15 protein-coding genes, 1 pseudogene and 1 riboswitch are annotated in these 16,425 nt (G+C 70.0%); of the genes and pseudogenes, 8 read left to right on the top strand and 8 right to left on the bottom strand.

Annotated elements, in window-relative coordinates:
* From VFZ92_RS38180 to VFZ92_RS38170, 3 genes are read left to right on the top strand one after another with little or no spacing between them, the layout of a single operon-like run.
* A complete protein-coding gene (locus VFZ92_RS38180) occupies positions 1-348 on the top strand; it encodes a hypothetical protein (RefSeq protein ID WP_330882205.1) in 348 nt (115 codons plus the stop codon).
* Positions 345-2,102 carry a cation acetate symporter gene (locus VFZ92_RS38175; protein ID WP_330882203.1) on the top strand — a complete coding sequence of 586 codons (1,758 nt, stop codon included), beginning with the start codon at positions 345-347 and terminating at the stop codon, positions 2,100-2,102. The genes VFZ92_RS38180 and VFZ92_RS38175 overlap by 4 nt, the downstream gene beginning before the upstream one ends.
* Complete coding sequence (locus VFZ92_RS38170) at positions 2,099-3,271, top strand: histidine kinase (RefSeq protein ID WP_330882201.1); 1,173 nt, start codon at positions 2,099-2,101, stop codon at positions 3,269-3,271. Before VFZ92_RS38175 ends, VFZ92_RS38170 begins: the two co-directional genes overlap by 4 nt.
* 29 nt (positions 3,272-3,300) lie before the next feature.
* On the opposite strand, the gene VFZ92_RS38165 is transcribed toward VFZ92_RS38170, so the two are convergent.
* On the bottom strand, positions 3,301-3,573 hold the full coding sequence (locus VFZ92_RS38165; protein ID WP_330882199.1) for a hypothetical protein: 273 nt from the start codon (positions 3,571-3,573) through the stop codon (positions 3,301-3,303).
* 100 nt (positions 3,574-3,673) lie between these two features.
* Positions 3,674-4,030 (bottom strand): annotated as a pseudogene (locus VFZ92_RS38160) (transposase); the annotation flags it as partial.
* 668 nt (positions 4,031-4,698) lie between these two features.
* On the opposite strand from VFZ92_RS38160, the gene VFZ92_RS38155 reads away from it, so the two are divergent.
* From VFZ92_RS38155 to VFZ92_RS38145, 3 genes are read left to right on the top strand one after another with little or no spacing between them, the layout of a single operon-like run.
* Positions 4,699-5,544, top strand: coding sequence for a metallophosphoesterase (locus VFZ92_RS38155; protein ID WP_330882197.1), 846 nt, complete (start codon positions 4,699-4,701; stop codon positions 5,542-5,544).
* Complete coding sequence (locus tag VFZ92_RS38150) at positions 5,541-6,197, top strand: 4'-phosphopantetheinyl transferase family protein (protein WP_330882195.1); 657 nt, start codon at positions 5,541-5,543, stop codon at positions 6,195-6,197. The genes VFZ92_RS38155 and VFZ92_RS38150 overlap by 4 nt, the downstream gene beginning before the upstream one ends.
* Before the next feature lie 49 nt (positions 6,198-6,246).
* Positions 6,247-7,725, top strand: a complete 1,479-nt coding sequence (locus tag VFZ92_RS38145) for a glutamate--cysteine ligase (protein WP_330882193.1) — start codon at positions 6,247-6,249, stop codon at positions 7,723-7,725.
* 76 nt (positions 7,726-7,801) lie between these two features.
* Here the strand turns inward: VFZ92_RS38145 and VFZ92_RS38140 are convergent, their stop codons facing one another.
* From VFZ92_RS38140 to VFZ92_RS38115, 6 genes are all read right to left on the bottom strand, one after another.
* Positions 7,802-9,262, bottom strand: a complete 1,461-nt coding sequence (locus VFZ92_RS38140; protein ID WP_330882191.1) for a cellulase family glycosylhydrolase — start codon at positions 9,260-9,262, stop codon at positions 7,802-7,804.
* A gap of 125 nt (positions 9,263-9,387) precedes the next feature.
* On the bottom strand, positions 9,388-9,765 hold the full coding sequence (locus VFZ92_RS38135; RefSeq protein WP_330882189.1) for a hypothetical protein: 378 nt from the start codon (positions 9,763-9,765) through the stop codon (positions 9,388-9,390).
* A gap of 54 nt (positions 9,766-9,819) precedes the next feature.
* Positions 9,820-10,467 (bottom strand): DUF4230 domain-containing protein, encoded by a 648-nt coding sequence (locus VFZ92_RS38130; protein WP_330882187.1) that lies wholly within the window; start codon positions 10,465-10,467, stop codon positions 9,820-9,822.
* Between the two features lie 53 nt (positions 10,468-10,520).
* Positions 10,521-10,928 carry a hypothetical protein gene (locus tag VFZ92_RS38125; protein WP_330882185.1) on the bottom strand — a complete coding sequence of 136 codons (408 nt, stop codon included), beginning with the start codon at positions 10,926-10,928 and terminating at the stop codon, positions 10,521-10,523.
* Positions 10,877-11,611, bottom strand: coding sequence for a DUF998 domain-containing protein (locus VFZ92_RS38120; protein ID WP_330882183.1), 735 nt, complete (start codon positions 11,609-11,611; stop codon positions 10,877-10,879). Before VFZ92_RS38120 ends, VFZ92_RS38125 begins: the two co-directional genes overlap by 52 nt.
* A 61-nt stretch (positions 11,612-11,672) precedes the next feature.
* On the bottom strand, positions 11,673-11,819 hold the full coding sequence (locus VFZ92_RS38115; protein ID WP_330882181.1) for a hypothetical protein: 147 nt from the start codon (positions 11,817-11,819) through the stop codon (positions 11,673-11,675).
* Between the two features lie 122 nt (positions 11,820-11,941).
* A riboswitch (cobalamin riboswitch) is annotated at positions 11,942-12,155 on the top strand.
* Between the two features lie 240 nt (positions 12,156-12,395).
* On the opposite strand from VFZ92_RS38115, the gene VFZ92_RS38110 reads away from it, so the two are divergent.
* Both VFZ92_RS38110 and VFZ92_RS38105 read left to right on the top strand, forming a co-directional pair.
* Complete coding sequence (locus tag VFZ92_RS38110; protein WP_330882180.1) at positions 12,396-15,212, top strand: ribonucleoside-diphosphate reductase subunit alpha; 2,817 nt, start codon at positions 12,396-12,398, stop codon at positions 15,210-15,212.
* On the top strand, positions 15,209-16,273 hold the full coding sequence (locus VFZ92_RS38105) for a ribonucleotide-diphosphate reductase subunit beta (RefSeq protein WP_330882179.1): 1,065 nt from the start codon (positions 15,209-15,211) through the stop codon (positions 16,271-16,273). The genes VFZ92_RS38110 and VFZ92_RS38105 overlap by 4 nt, the downstream gene beginning before the upstream one ends.
* Positions 16,274-16,425: the final 152 nt, after the last annotated feature.

Below are 16,425 nucleotides of genomic sequence, written 5' to 3'. Positions count from 1 at the left end.
GTGACGAGTCCCCGGACCGGCGCTCCCCGCCCCCGGAGGCCGTACCCTGCGTCGCGCGAGATCACCGAGCAGAGCCAGCTCGGCGCGCTGTACATGCGGTCGCTGATCCGCACCCAGCGCACGCTGGGGCTGCTGGTCGTCGGCCTGGTGGCGGGCGGGCTGGCGGCGCTGCCGCTGGTGTTCACGTTCGCGCCGTCGGTGTCGCGGTTCCAGGTGCTCGGCATCGGGCTGCCGTGGGTGCTGCTCGGGGTCGTGGTGTTCCCGGTGTTCGTGCTGGCGGGCTGGTTCTACGTGCGGCAGGCGGAGCGGAGCGAGCGCCAGTTCGCCGAGCTGGTCGAACGGTCGTGAACAACACCTACGGTGTCGTCGCCGTGCTGGTGGTCGCGCTGGGCACGATGCTGGTCGGCGCGTACGGGCTGCGGATCTCGCGCACCACGTCGGACTTCTACGTCGCCTCGCGCACGGTGTCGCCGTGGTGGAACGCGTCCGCGATCGGCGGCGAGTACCTGTCGGCGGCGTCGTTCGTGGGCATCGCGGGCCTGATCTTCGCCCACGGCCCGGACATGCTGTGGTTCCCGGTCGGCTACACCGCGGGCTACCTCGTGCTGCTGGCGCTGGTCGCGGCGCCGCTGCGGCGGTCGGGCGCGTACACGCTGCCGGACTTCGCCGAGGCCAGGTTCTCCTCGCCCGCCGTGCGGAGGGTCGCCAGCGGCATCGCCATCGCCATCGCGTGGCTGTACCTGCTGCCGCAGTTCAAGGGCGCGGGCCTGACCCTGCACACGGTCACCGGCGCGCCGGACTGGCTGGGCGGGCTGATCGTCGCGCTCGTGGTGACGGTGAACGTGATCTCCGGCGGGATGCGCAGCATCACGTTCGTGCAGGCGTTCCAGTACTGGCTGAAGCTGACGGCCATCGCCGTGCCGGTGGTGTTCCTGCTCCTGGCCTGGCAGGCGCACGGCGGCCAGCGGCTCAACGCGCCCGAGTACCCGGTGTTCCGCCAGGAGACCACGGTCGACTTCGACACCACGACGGTGGTCCACGCCGACAGCGACGTGGCGTTCGCGGGCCGGGGGCTGGTCGACGGGCAGCGGATCGAGGGCGACGGCCTGACGCTGACGGCGGGCGACCACACGATCTCGGCGGGCAGCTCGTTCGTGTTCCCGGCGGGCGCGACCGTGCCGCACCTGGAGTCGCTGCCGCACACCACGAACGCGAACTGGGCGCTGCCGATGTCCGAGGGCGGCGAGTTCCCGCTGTACGCGGTGTACTCGCTGATCCTGGCGACGTTCCTGGGCACCATGGGCCTGCCGCACGTGATCGTCCGCTTCTACACCAACCCGAACGGCAGGGCCGCGCGCCGCACGACGCTGATCGTGCTGGGGCTGCTGGGGATCTTCTACCTGATGCCGCCGCTGTACGGCGTGCTCGGCAGGCTCTACACGCCCGAGCTGCTGCTGACCGGCGACACCGACGCGGTGGTGCTGGTGCTGCCCAGCCGGATGATCGAGGGTCTCGGCGGGCAGCTGCTGGGGGCGCTGGTCGCCGGGGGCGCGTTCGCCGCGTTCCTGTCCACGTCGTCCGGGCTGATGGTGTCGCTCGCGGGCGTGCTGAGCCAGGACGTGCTGAAGATGCGCGGGGTGCGGGGGTTCCGGATCTCCGCCGGACTGGCCGCGCTGGTGCCGCTGGCGATGACCTTGCTGGTGAGCGGGATCCCGGTCGCCGACATGGTGGGTCTCGCGTTCGCCGTGGCCGCGTCGTCGCTGTGCCCGCTGCTGCTGCTGGGGATCTGGAGCACGCGCATCACCACGGTCGGCGCGGTCGCCGGGATGCTGGCGGGCGGGCTGCCCGCGCTGGCCGCGGGGATAGTCACGATCAGCGCCCGCACCAGCGACCAGTGGTTCCACGTGTTCCTGTCGCGGCCCGCCGCGTGGACCGTGCCGCTGGGGTTCGTGGTGATGTACGCGGTGTCGCTGATGACGCCCGGCAAGGTGCCCCCGAACGTCAACCGGGTCATGGTCCGCCTGCACGCGCCCGAGAACCTCGGGCTGGAGACGAACGAGGAACCGTCCATGAGCGAACTCCGCAGACGAGGCGAGACGTGACCGGTTTGCTGGCGGTGGGAGCGATACTCCTGGTCGGGGCCTCGATCGTGTTCGTGCTGTGGCGGGGGTCTGGTCCTCGGCAGGACTTCCTCACCGAGGCTCAGCGGATCACGTTCGAGACGCTGCACACCGCGTGGTCGGCGGCTCCCCCGCTGCGCGCCGGGCTGGTGCCCGAGGCGGCGAAGAAGTCGGCCCGCCACCTGCGCACGCTGCTCGACACCCCCGCGCTCGCGCTGACCGACGAGGTCGAGGTGGTCGCGTGGGAGGGCATGGGGGGCCACCACTCCGTGGACACCATGCGGCTCGCGCAGGAGGTGTTCAGCACCGGCCGCACGCGCGCGTTCGACATCGGCTGCACGCTGCCCGACTGCCCGGTGCAGATCGCCGTCGTGGCGCCGCTGACCGTCGAGGGCCACGTGGTCGGCGTGCTCGCCGCCTACAGCCGGGAGGCGTCGGCGGGGCTGGTCCGCGCGACGAACGAGGTCGCGCGCTGGGCGTCGGGCCAGCTGGAACTGGCCGAGCTGGACCGCTCGCGCACCCGGCTCGTCGAGGCCGAGGTGCGGGCGCTGCGGGCGCAGATCTCGCCGCACTTCATCTACAACTCGCTCAGCGCCATCGCGTCGTACGTGCGGACGAACCCCGAGCGCGCCCGCACGCTGCTGCTGGACTTCGCGGACTTCACCCGGTACTCGTTCCGGCGGCACGGCGACTTCACCACGCTGGCGGAGGAGCTGAAGTCGATCGACCAGTACCTCGCGCTGGAACGGGCCCGGTTCGGCGAGCGGCTGACCGTGACGCTCCAGATCGCGCCCGAGGTGCTGTCGGTGACCGTGCCGTTCCTGTGCCTGCAACCGCTGGTGGAGAACGCCGTGCGGCACGGCATGGAGGGCAAGGTCGAGCCGGGCCACATCCAGATCCTCGCCGCGGACGCGGGGGCCGAGGCGCACATCACCATCGAGGACGACGGGATCGGCATGGACCCCGACGCGCTGCGGCGCACGTTGGCGGGGCAGGTCGACGAGACGGCCGGGATAGGGCTGGGGAACATAGACGAGCGGCTGAGGCGCTTCTACGGCGACGACTACGGCCTCGTCGTGGAGACCGCCCAGGGGCTCGGCACGAAGATCAGCGTCCGCTTCCCGAAGTACCAGCACGGCCTGCACGCGTAGGACCGGCGGCGGCCGTGGTCGGGCACGGGTCAGGCGGCGGCCGTGGGGACGTCGAGCGCGAGGAGTTCGGCGCCCGCGGCGCTGAGGTGCGCGGGGACCCACTGGCCGAACGGCGCGGCGGTGGCGGGCTGGATGAAGCCCGCGTGGACGAGCAGGCGGGCCGCGGGCTGGTCGCAGCAGGAGAGCTTGTCGACGCGGAAGTCCGGCTCGCTGCTGGACGTGAGCTCGACGCGTCCGGCGGCGGTGGCGCGGAGCAGGGCCAGTGCGCGGTGTGACAGAGGACTGTCGGGGTCGGTGAACATCGGGTTCCTCCTGGGGGTCTCGCTGGATGAACGTGGTGGGGCTCGGTCCGGTTCAGTCCTCGGCGGAGCCGGACCGGCCACCACGTTCATCCGACGGTCAGGAGCCCGTCTTCGTTCCGCGGCGCTCGGCCGCCTCCAGGACCGCGTGGACCCACTCGTTCTCGTCGCCCGCGGCCTGCCGGTCCATGGCGGCGCGGCGCAGGCGCAGCCAGAGGCCCGCGTCGGTCCATTCCTGGAAGCGGCGGTGCACGGTCGGGACCGTGACGCCGAAGCTGGACGGCAGGTGCCGCCACGCGCAGCCGCTGGTCAGGACGAACACGATCGCGGTGAAGATGGCGCGGTCGGACACGCGGCTGCGGCCACCGCCCTGGCGCCGGATCTTGACCGGCGGGATGAGCGGTTCGACCAGGTTCCACAGCGCCGCGGGCACGAGCCGGGCGGCGAGCAGTTCGGTCACGTCGCCGCGCGGGGCGGCGGCCGGGGCCTGCTCGGGGGTCTGGCGCAGCCAGGGCTCGGGCCGGGCCGCCTGGGCGCGCTGGCGGGTGCGCAGCAGCGTGGACAACGCGGCTTCCTCGGCCGGGGTGCGGCGTCGAGGTGGCGGATAGCCGTACTGCTGCTGCTGCGCGGTGCGGGTGATCTCGGCGCTGACCGTCCGGCTGAACGGCGTGGCGGCGCCGCGGATGGCGGGCGGCGCCTGACGGGCCAGCCGGGGGTCGGGGGTTCGTGCGAATTGGGACTCGGACATCTGGTCCTCCGCCGGGGTGGTTGCGATGTGATCACCGTAGGAAGCCGGATGACTACCGGATAGGTGGTTTAGGGACCCGTAAGGCTGAGCGGACCCGCCTAGCGTTACGCGGTGTAGGGGTATGAGTTCAACGGGCTATGATCTGCGACGAACGGATGAACGGTCATTTTCACAGGCTGAAAACGCTCCTGGCGCCGCGATCGACGGTCTTCACCCGCGTTCGACGGTCAGACGGGTGCGCCGCGGCGCCGATCCCGCGCCCTCGTCCTGGTCGGCCGGTGCCGTGGACCGCGGTGATGCGCGTCGGAGGTCGCCGGTCACCGCACTAGGGGTCTACGGGGTATCGGAGTTGGACGTCGGGAACGGTTAAGGTCGGAGTCGTGACCCGCACGCCGAGACTGCTCGCCACCAGCGATCTGCACGTGACGTACCAGGAGAACCGGGACTTCGTCGCGGCTATCGAGGCACCGTCCCCCGACGACTGGCTGATCGTCGCGGGCGATGTCGGGGAGAAGTTCCACGACATCGAATGGGCCCTCGACCTGCTGCGGAAGCGGTTCGCCAAGGTGATCTGGTCGCCGGGCAACCACGAGCTGTGGACGACGAAGGACGACGCGGTGCAGGCCCGCGGCGAGGTCCGCTACAAGCAGATCGTCGAGATGTGCCGGAGCATCGACGTCGCGACCCCCGAGGACCCCTACCCGGTCTTCGAGGCCTCCGCCGAACCGCTGGTCGTCGCCCCCCTGTTCACGCTGTACGACTACACGTTCCGCCCCGAGGGCACGTTCGACCAGGTCTCGGCGCTGGCGAAGGCCCACGAGGCCGGTGTGGTCTGCACGGACGAGTACTTCCTCTTCCCCGACCCGCACCCCAGCCGCGAGGCGTGGTGCGAGTCCAGGATCGTGGAGACCGAGCGCAGGCTGTCCGAGGTCGACCCGGCGCTGAAGACCGTGCTGATCAACCACTACCCGCTCGTCCGCGAGCCGACGAGGGTGCTGCGCTACCCCGAGTTCGCGCTGTGGTGCGGCACCGAGCGCACCGCCGACTGGCACCTGCGGTTCAACTGCGCCGAGATGGTCTACGGCCACCTGCACATCCCCCGCACCACGCGCCACGACGGCATCCGCTTCGACGAGGTGTCGCTCGGCTACCCGCGCGAGTGGAAGCCGAGGGGCTACACCGGCGCCCGGCTGGTGGACGTGCTCCGCGAAGGGGACGCCCGGTGATCACCGACCTGCTGCCGAGCCCGATCGCGGCCGTGAACCGCTTCGACGACCCCGAGGGCGTCGAGCTGTTCCCCGAGGAGCTGGCGCTGCTGGAGAAGTCGGTCGAGAAGCGCCGCAAGGAGTTCACGACCGGCCGCTTCTGCGCCCGCACCGCGCTCGCCCAACTCGGCTTCCCCCCCGTCCCCGTGCTGCCCGGACCGAAGCGCGAACCGGTCTGGCCGGACGGCGTGGTGGGCAGCATCACCCACTGCACCGGCTACCGCGCCGCCGCCGTGGCGAGGGTGGGCGACTTCCGCTCCATCGGCATCGACGCCGAGCCGAACGCCCCGACGCCGAAGGGCGTGCTGGAGGCCATCGCCGTCCCGGCCGAACTGGCCAGGATGGACGGTCTGCGCGCCTCGGGCGACAAGGTCAGCTGGGACCGCCTGCTGTTCAGCGCCAAGGAGTCCGTCTACAAGGCGTGGTTCCCGCTGACCCGCCTGTGGCTGGGGTTCGAGGACGCCGACGTGACCATCGACCCGGACGCGGGCACGTTCAGCGCCCGCATCCTCATCGAGCCCCCGGTCGTGGACGGCGAGCCCCTGACCGGGTTCACCGGGCGCTGGCTGGCCAGGGACGGGTTTGTGATCACCTCGATCGCGGTACCCGCCTGACCGACTCCTGGTGCACAGTGTCCGGGTGCCGCGAACTTGAGGAGCCAGCATGGGTGACGACGTAGCCCGCCACGAGTTCACCCGCGAGGACCGCACCCGGTACCGCACGAAGGTCAGGCGCTGCCTGGACGTGTTCGCCAGGATGCTCCGCGAGTCCCGGTTCGAGTTCGAGCGGCCCATGACGGGCCTGGAGATCGAGCTGAACCTCGTCGACGAGCAGGGCGACCCCGCCATGCGCAACGCCGAGGCGCTGGAGGCCATCGCCGACCCGGACTTCGTGACCGAACTGGGCCAGTGGAACCTGGAGATCAACGTCGCCCCGCGCCAGCTCGCGGGCGGCGGGATCACCGCGTTCGAGGAGACCGTCCGCTCCAGCCTGAACGAGGCGGAGCACAAGGCGCGCGAGGTCGGCGCGCACATGACCATGATCGGCATCCTGCCGACCCTGCGCGCCGAGCACATGGCCATCGACGCCCTGTCGGTCAACCCCCGGTACGCCCTGCTGAACGAACAGGTGCTGGCCGCGCGCGGCGAGGACCTCCAGATCGGCATCGACGGCATCGAGCGCCTCAACATGACGGCGGACTCCATCGTCCCCGAGGCGGCCTGCACGAGCACCCAGCTCCACCTCCAGGTCAGCCCGGACCAGTTCGCGGACTACTGGAACGCCGCCCAGACCATCGCGGGCGTCCAGGTGGCGGTGGGCGCGAACTCCCCGTTCCTGCTGGGCAAGGAGCTGTGGCGGGAAACCAGGATCGCGCTCTTCCAGCAGTCCACCGACACCAGGGGCGACGAGCTCAAGGAACAGGGCGTGCGCCCGAGGGTCTGGTTCGGCGAACGCTGGATCACCTCGATCTTCGACCTGTTCGAGGAGAACGTCCGCTACTTCCCGGCCCTCCTCCCGATCGTGGACCCGGAAGACCCGTTGCAGGTCATCGACCGCGGCGACACCCCGTCGCTGTCGGAACTGAGGCTCCACAACGGGACCGTCTACCGCTGGAACCGCCCCGTCTACGACGTCGTCAAGGACAAACCACACCTGCGCGTGGAGAACCGCACCCTCCCAGCGGGCCCGACGGTGGTGGACACCCTGGCCAACGCGGCCTTCTACTACGGCCTGGTGAGGGTGCTGGCCGAGAGCGAACGTCCACTGTGGTCCCAGATGTCGTTCAGCGCGGCCGAGGAGAACTTCCTGGCGGGGGCCAAGAACGGCATGGACGCCCAGGTCTACTGGCCAGGCCTGGGAACGGTGCCCGTGGCGGAACTGGTGCTGCGCCGCCTGCTCCCCATGGCCTACGAAGGTCTGGACCGCTGGGGCGTGGACCCGCGGGAACGGGACCGCCTGCTGGGCGTCGTGGAACAGCGCTGCCTGACAGGGGTCAACGGCGCGACCTGGCAATCACGAGCCTTCCACCGCCACTACGACAACACCAGCCTGGACCGGGTGGAAGCACTGCGCCTCATGCTCCGCACCTACCGAGACCTCATGCACAGCAACGAACCGGTCCACTCCTGGCCCATCACCTGACGAACCAGCGGACCCGGCCCCACCACGAGCCGAAGGCCCGCCAGGGTCACCCCTGGCGGGCCCCCAACCCCTCTACCTAAGCGGTCGGAAAGTCGTCAGCGGTGCGCATCCGATCCCGGACCCACACACCGGCGGGCTTCAGCGGCCCGGTCCCCGTGAACGAGTTCCCAGCACAGGTACCGGTCTTGAACACCGCCCCGGACCTGAAGTCGTCCGAGAAGTTCCAGTTGGTCCACCCGATCTTCTTGGACGCCAGGAAGTCCAGGTACTTCTGCGACTGCGTGAAGTTGTTCGTCCCGTCACCGGACGCGGTCTGCGTCCCGAACTCCGTGATGAAGATCGGGATCCGGTCCGCCGCACGGGACAGCGCGTTGAAGTACTCGTCCCCGTGAGACGCGGCGTAGAAGTGGAACGTGTACATGAAGTTCGTGGCGTTGATCGGGTTGTTGATGATGTCGGCCTCGGTGCGCCCGTCGGAGATGCCGAACGACCCCCACCCGTGCGTCCCCACGAACACCACGCCATCGGGATCCTGAGCCCGGATCACCGGGATCATCGTCTCCGCGTACGACTTGATCCGCGCCCACGAAACCCCGTTCGGCTCGTTCGCGATGTCGTAGATGATGTTCGTCTTGTCCTTGTGCCGCGAGGCGATCTCCGTGAAGAACGTCCGCGCGAGCGCCGTGTTGGCGTTCGGGTCACCGGGGGTCAGCTGGTGCCAGTCCACCAGCGCGTACATCCCGCGCTTGGTGGCCTCCTCGATGTACCCGTGCACGAGGTCCGTGTACTTGCGCGGGTCCGACTCGTAGCCGCCCTCCTGCACGTACATCGCGATCCGCAGGATGTCGGCGCCCCAGTCGGTGGCCAACGCGTCCAGCGACGCTGGCTTGACGCAGCTCGCGTACCACTGGATGCCGTGCGTGCTCATGCCGCGCAACTGGATCGGCTTGCCGTACTGGTTGCACAGCTTCACGCCGCACACCTTGAGCTGGCCGTTGACGTCGGCGGGCCTGCCGGAGGGCGCGACGGCACCGGAATCCACGTCCAGCCGGTCGAGGTTCGGCCCGCCCGCGGCGGTGGTGGACACGGCCTTGATCTTGTTGACGCCCGCGGCCAGCCGCACCGAGGCGGTCTTCGTGGACCACGTGGTCCACGCGCCGGTGCCGCCGAAGGCGAGTTCGTCCACGGCGAGGGAGCCGTTGACGGTGACGTCGACGGGCCTGCCGGTCGCGGTGCCGTTGGCGTACCGGAAGCTCAGCGTCGCGGCGCCCGCGGTGGGGGCGTTGACGGTGAACTCCACGGCGCTGCCGACGGCGTTGTCGACGTTGACGAAGCCGCTGCCGGTGAACCCGGCGTGGTTGGACTCGACGAGCCCCAACGTGACGGTCGCGCTTTCCGCCTGGTACTCGGTGACCGCGAGAGCGCCGACGCCGCTCGCCACGGCGGGGGCGGCGGGTGCCGCAAGTGTCGGCGCGGCCGGTATCACCAGCGACGCGGTGATGACCGCGGCGCCGAGCCAACGGGGACGGATAGCCACAGGGAGCCTCCCACTCGGGAACGGGTGATCAGGTGGCGGCAGCCTGATTGGTTAAGAAACTTTCCTATCAGTGTGTTCAGCATCTCACCATCACCCGTGGGCTCCCGTCAACGCCCAATTCGGACTTAGCGGTCGAGCGCGCAGGCCAGATCCGCGTCGACGGCTCCCCTGTTCCACGCCGAGACCAGCTCGGACAGCAGGACGGGCCACGGCACCGCGGCCATCACGCGGCGGTGCACGAGGAGCACGAGCTTCCCGGACCGGTCCGGGCCCGCGTCGAACCACAGCACCCGGAACAGCGCGGAACCCGGCTCGCGGGAGACCGCGGCGACCTCCGCCTCCGCGCGGCGGACGAGAGCCCCGCCCGTCAGCTCCGGGGCGGGGATCCGCCGCACCTCGCACGTCGCACCGCGCTCGCGGAGTTCGTCGTGGCGGTCGAACACGTCGCGGACGGCGGCCGTCAGCCGTCGTTCGCCCAGTCCCGCGCGGACCTGCACTGTCATGGACTCGAACACCGGGGCACCCTTGGACGAAGAGTTAGGTTAGGACAGCCTAACTCACGGCTGCGGGGCGTCCACGAAGTGGACCTCGTAGCCGAGGGCGCGGAACATGCCGTCGAGCATCTTCCTGGTGTTCTCGTCCGCCTTGGCCTGCAAGCCGGACTCCTTGGCGGCGTCGGAGATCTTCTGCTCCGCGGCCACGTAGAACGGCTGCTGGTCCGCCGCCTGCACGACGCTGGTCAGCCGGTCGAGCAGCCCCCGCTCCTGGGCGAACACGTAGCTGCGCTCGTGGTTGATGTTCGGCTTGTCGAGCTGGGGCTTCGGCAGCGCGATGTCCACCGTCTTCTTCTCCTGCGACACCGTCATCGAGTCCTCCGCGAGACCGCCGAAGTCGACGTAGGCGTTGACCGTGCCCGCGGAGACGAACAGGGTCCGCTGCCCCGCCAGCACGTCCGGCACGAACCGCACGTCCTTCTCGATGTCGATCACGACCTGGTAGTCGCCCGAGGCGGCGTGGTACTGGCTCAGGTCCTTGATCGACCGCAGCAGCGCGGGCTGGCTGCGGTCGACCGTGTCGGTGCCGAAGGGGTTGAGCTTGGGCAGCACGCCGACGAGCTGGAGCGCCGCGGCGGCCACCACCACCAGGCACACCGCCACGACACCGCGGAACGCCCACCGCGACCCGGACCGCCAAGGAAGCTTCATGCCAGCGGGGGTACCCCTCCCGAACCGGGGTTAGGCGGGGCCGAACGGGGGTATCAGTAGTTGTCGCCGCCGAAGAAGACCTCTTCGAGCCGGTCGGCGGTACCCGCCAGCAGCGACAGCGGGTCGACGAACTCGTGGATGTCCAACGTCTCCAGCGGCAGCGAGTGGCGCAGCACCACGTGGTCCCCCATGATCGCCGCGCCGGAGGCGATGGAGGACTTGCCGACCTCCTCCAGGAACCCGCGGAGGTCGCACCGCGCGGCCAGGCCGACGGGGGAGGCGATCTGCACCCACTCGTGCTTCTCGTCCAGCACCTCGCGCACCAGGATGACGACCTGCGTCCGCTCGTCCTCCTCGTCCAGGTGCTGGAAGTCGAACAGGATGCGGATCTCGTCGGTCTCCTCGGAGATCACGTCGTACTGGTCGCGGACGTACGCCGCGAGGTCTCCCCACGTTGCCATGCCGCCAGTTTAGGGCGGTTCGCCGCGGCCAGGGCCCACAATCCGGCCGTCACGACGGCGATCACCTCCGTGAACACCAGGAGCCGTTCGACGTACCCGATCGGGAACACCCGCCACCACGCCGCGCCACCGGAAGCGTGCACCAGCACGGCGTACAGCAGCGGTGAGAACGCCGCCACCGACAGGACCCCGAGGCCCAGCGTCCACCGGGCGTGGCCGCCCCAGGTCGAATCCCGCACCCACGGCCGGGCCAGCGCGATGGCGGCGATCGGCAGGCTGACGAACGCCAGGAGGCTGGCGGCGCGGTGGATGCTGCCGCTGGAGGACGTCGTCGGCAGCGACCAGTCCTGCTTGGGGAACGCCACGACGAGCGCGAGTCCCAGCGACCACAGGGACAGCGCGACGGCGCCGGTGGAGCACCAGCGGGTGATGCCGCGGTGCACCAGCACCGCCACGATGACCAGGGACCCGGCCGCCAGCAGCGACACGGCGACCTCGAAGATCCACGCGTTGGCGCCGAGCCCGTACTGGCTGATGGTGCGGCGCAGTTCGCCGGGCCGCTGGAGCGCGTTGCGCACGTCCAGCGAGCCGATCATGGCGATGGTGGTCAGGACGGCGGCCAGCCCGCCCACGGCGACCACACGGGAGAGGGCGCTCGTTCTCGTCAGCTCTGCGGTCGTCACGACCGGCAGAACGCCCGGACCGGACACGGGGTTCCGCGCTTCAGCAAACCATCAGGATCCCCTAGCCGCGCGACCTGGCCAGCCTCAGCGCCACGACGGCCGCCACCGCGAGCCCTCCCGTCAGCCACGGCAGGGACGCGCCGACGACCAGCGACCCCGCGGCGAGCGCGCCCGCGACCCCGGCCGCGACGGCGACCCGCGGTCCCACCCGATCACCGTCACCCATCCGCCACGCCCCCGCTTGCTGATCACCCTGCCTCGTCACCGTATCGCATGACATGTGCAACAAAGACCATGTTGGGCCGTGCGACGAGCCCTACCCCCACATGTAGTATCCAACGCGCTGATGGTTCACCCGCGGTCCGACCGCGGGTGAGGCAAGAGGGAATCCGGTGCGAATCCGGAGCTGCCCCGCAGCGGTGAGCGGGAACGACCGCCGTCATGAAGCACTGGACGCGAGTCCGGGAAGCGACGGCCAGTAGGTCCGCCGGCGAGAGCCGGAGTGCCCGCGAGTCCGAAGACCTGCCACCAGCGTGCGCGCGGCCTGCGCGCACCACCCCGGTGCCCCGAGGGAGGGCGCGCGCGGACGGCTGTCGGCACCCCGGTGCCGCGCTGCCTCGCGCCGCTCCCACCCCCGGTCGCCGGGTGTCCACCGAGCTCGCGAGGAGAGAGCCGTGAAGTCGCACCCCAGCCCCGACGGCTGACCCTCCGCGCACCCTCGTCCCCGACCGTCGAGCACCGCTCGCCGGGCGCTCCCGCACGCCCTCGACCCCCGTGGAGAGTCATGCCCCTGACAGGTTCACCCGTTCAAGTCCCGGTGATCGGCCGCGACGGAACGGTGTCGCAGTTCGACCCGACGAAGATCGCCACGGCCGTGGCGAAGGCCTTCCACGCCGTCGAAGGAGCGGAGAAGGCCGGTTCGCAGCGGGTGCGCGAACTGGTCGCCGAGATCACCCGCCAGGTCGGGGAGAAGCTCCTCGGGCAGGCCGGACCGGACCGCGGCGTGCACGTCGAGCAGATCCAGGACCAGGTCGAACTCGTGCTCATGCGCGACGGGCACCACGGGGTCGCCCGCGCCTACGTGCTGTACCGCGAGGAGCGCGCGAAGGCCCGCTCGGCCCAGCCCGCCACCACCCCCGTGCGGCCGTCGCTGACCGTGCGGCACCCGGACGGCCGGGTCGAGCCGCTGGACGACGACCGGCTCGAGCTGGTCGTCTCCGAGGCGTGCGCCGGACTGCCCGCGACGTCGGCCGAAGCCGTGCTGGCGGAGACCCGCCGCAACCTCTACGACGGCATCACCCGCGCCGAGCTGGCCGTCGCGCCCGTCCTGTCCGCGCGCACGATGGTCGAGATCGATCCGGACTACTCGCTGGTCAGCGCCCGGCTGCTGCTGGACGGGCTGCGCGGGGAGGCCCTGACGTTCCTCGCGGGCGAGGACGACGAGGCCAACCACGCCGAGATGTCGGTGCGCTACCCGGACTACTTCGCCGCCTTCGTGCGGCGCGGGGTCGAACTGGGGCAGCTCGACCCGCTGCTGGAGGAGTTCGACCTGGCCCGGCTCGGCGCGGCCCTGCTGCCCGACCGCGACCTGGCGTTCCAGTTCCTCGGGTTGCAGGTGCTCTACGACCGGTACTTCCTGCACAGCGACGAGAACCGCTACGAGCTGCCGCAGGCGTTCTTCATGCGCGTGGCGATGGGTCTCGCGCTGCGCGAGGACGACCGCGAGGCGCGGGCGGTCGAGTTCTACGAACTGCTGTCGTCGTTCGACTTCATGTGCTCCACGCCCACGCTGTTCAACGCGGGCACCACCCGGCCCCAGCTGTCGTCGTGCTTCCTGACGACGGTGGACGACGACCTCCAGGGCATCTTCCACGGGATCAGCAACAACGCGCTGCTGTCGAAGTTCGCCGGCGGGCTGGGCAACGACTGGACCCCGGTCCGCGGGATCGGCGCCCACATCAAGGGCACGAACGGCAAGTCGCAGGGCGTGGTGCCGTTCCTGAAGATCGTTAACGACACCGCCGTCGCGGTGAACCAGGGCGGCAAGCGCAAGGGCGCGGTGTGCGCGTACCTGGAGACGTGGCACATCGACGTCGAGGAGTTCCTCGACCTGCGCAAGAACACCGGTGACGAGCGCCGCCGCACGCACGACATGAACACCGCGAACTGGGTGCCGGACGAGTTCGTGCGCCGCGTCCGGTCCGGTGGCGACTGGACCCTGTTCTCCCCCGACGAGGTCCCGGACCTGCACGACCTGTTCGGCGACGCGTTCGCCGCGCGGTACCGGGAGTACGAGGCCGCGGCGGACCGCGGCGAGGTGAAGGTGTTCCGGCGGCTCAGGGCCGCCGACCTGTGGCGGCGGATGCTGACCATGCTGTTCGAGACCGGGCACCCGTGGATCACGTTCAAGGACCCGTGCAACCTGCGGTCGCCGCAGCAGCACTCCGGTGTCGTGCACTCGTCCAACCTGTGCACCGAGATCACGCTGAACACCGACCTCGACGAGGTCGCGGTCTGCAACCTCGGGTCGGTGAACCTGGCCCGGCACACCGGCCCCGACGGGATCGACAGCGCGCGGCTGGAGAAGACCGTGCGGACCGCCGTGCGGATGCTCGACAACGTGATCGACGTGAACCACTACACGATCCCCGAGGCCCGGCGGGCGAACATGCGGCACCGGCCGGTCGGGCTGGGGCTCATGGGGTTCCAGGACGCGCTGTTCGCGCTGCGGATCGCGATGGGGTCGGACGCGGCCGTGGAGTTCGCGGACCGGAGCACGGAGGAGATCAGCTACTACGCGATCTCGGCGTCGGCGGACCTGGCGGCCGAGCGCGGGGCGTACGAGTCCTACGAGGGTTCGCTGTGGTCGCGGGGGATCCTGCCGTTCGACTCGATCTCGCTGCTGGCCGCCACCCGCGGCGCCGACCTGGAGCTGGACCGGTCGTCCGCCCTGGACTGGGCGCCGGTGCGGGAGCGGGTGCTCGCGGTGGGGATGCGGAACTCGAACGTGATGGCCATCGCGCCCACGGCGACGATCGCGAACATCTGCGGCGTGAACCAGTCGATCGAGCCGCTCTACCGCAACCTGTACGTGAAGTCGAACATGTCGGGCGACTTCACCGTCGTGAACCCGGACCTGATCCGCGACCTGAAGGCGCGCGGCCTGTGGGACGAGGTGATGGTGAGCGACCTCAAGTACTACGACGGCAGCCTGTCCCCGATCGAGCGGATCCCGGACGAGCTGAAGGCGCTGTACGCCACGGCGTTCGAGCTGGACTCGAAGTGGCTGGTCGAGGCTGGGGCCCGGCGGCAGAAGTGGATCGACCAGGCCCAGTCGCTGAACCTCTACATCGACCGGCCCAGCGGGCGGAAGCTCGACGAGCTGTACCAGCTCGCGTGGCTGCGCGGGTTGAAGACCACCTACTACCTGCGCTCGCAGAGCGCGACCCACGTGGAGAAGTCGACGCTGCGGGGCACGGACGGGAAGCTCAACGCCGTCTCCCCCGCCGGCGTGCCCGTGGCCACCGCACCGGCGATCGTCGCCGACGCGGGTGCGGCCGTCTGCTCCATCATCGATCCCGATTGCGAGGCCTGCCAGTGAGTTCGGACGTGTTCGCCAGCGCCGGTCCCATCGAGGTGGGCGCCGCCCGCGTCAGCGTCGACGACAAGGCGATGATCAACTGTCGGGCGGACGTGAACCAGCTGCTGCCGTTGAAGTACCACTGGGCCTGGGAGAAGTACCTGGCCGGGTGCAACAACGCGTGGATGCCCACCGAGGTGTCGATGCAGGCGGACATCTCGCTGTGGAAGTCGGCCGACGGTCTGACCGAGGACGAGCGGCGGGCGATCAAGCGGAACCTCGGGTTCTTCGCCACCTCGGAGTCGTTGGTGGCCAACAACATCGTGCTCGCGGTGTACCGGCACCTGACCAACCCGGAGTGCAGGCAGTACCTGCTGCGGCAGGCGTTCGAGGAAGCCGTCCACACGCACACGTTCCAGTACGTCTGCGAGTCGCTCGGCCTGGACGACGGCGAGCTGTTCAACATGTACCGGGAGATCCCGTCGATCACGGACAAGGCCGCGTGGGCGCTGAAGTACACGCGGCACCTGGAGGACCCGTCGTTCTCGACCGGGACGCCGGACCGCGACCAGGCGTTCCTGCGGGACCTGGTGGCGTTCTACGTGGTGTTCGAGGGCATGTGGTTCTACACCGGGTTCGCCCAGATCCTGTCGCTCGGGCGGCGGAACAAGATGGTGGGGATCGCGGAGCAGTACCAGTACATCCTGCGGGACGAGTCGATCCACCTGAACTTCGGCATCGACGCCATCAACCAGATCAAGATCGAGAATCCCCACCTGTGGACGGCCGAGTTCCAGGAGGAGATCCGGACGATGCTGGTGGAGGGGTGCGAGCTGGAGATCGCCTACGGGCGGGACACGATGCCCCGCGGGCTGTTGGGGTTGAACGCCGAGCTGTGCGAGCGGTACATGCACTTCATCACTAATCGGCGGTGCGCGCAGTTGGGGCTGGAGGCGGTGTTCCCGGTGACGGAGAACCCGTTCCCGTGGATGTCGGAGATGATGGACCTGAAGAAGGAGAAGAACTTCTTCGAGACCCGCGTGACCGAGTACCAGACCTCGGCCGCCCTGAGCTGGGACTGAACGTCGGCTCCGTCCGCGTCACTGTCACCTGAACCGAGAGGCCGCTTAACCGCGGCCTCTTTTCGTTGACCCCCGCACCCCTTGTCACGGGAGGCCGCAGGATGTGACACGACACATTTGCCGACCGTCCGGACGGACGCCGATCATTCGCC

Origin of the sequence: Umezawaea sp. (assembly GCF_036375055.1) — a bacterium.
Classification (GTDB): Bacteria; Actinomycetota; Actinomycetes; order Mycobacteriales; family Pseudonocardiaceae; genus Umezawaea.
The sequence above is the reverse complement of the archived record's forward strand: the minus strand, read 5'-3'. Positions and strand labels throughout refer to the sequence as shown.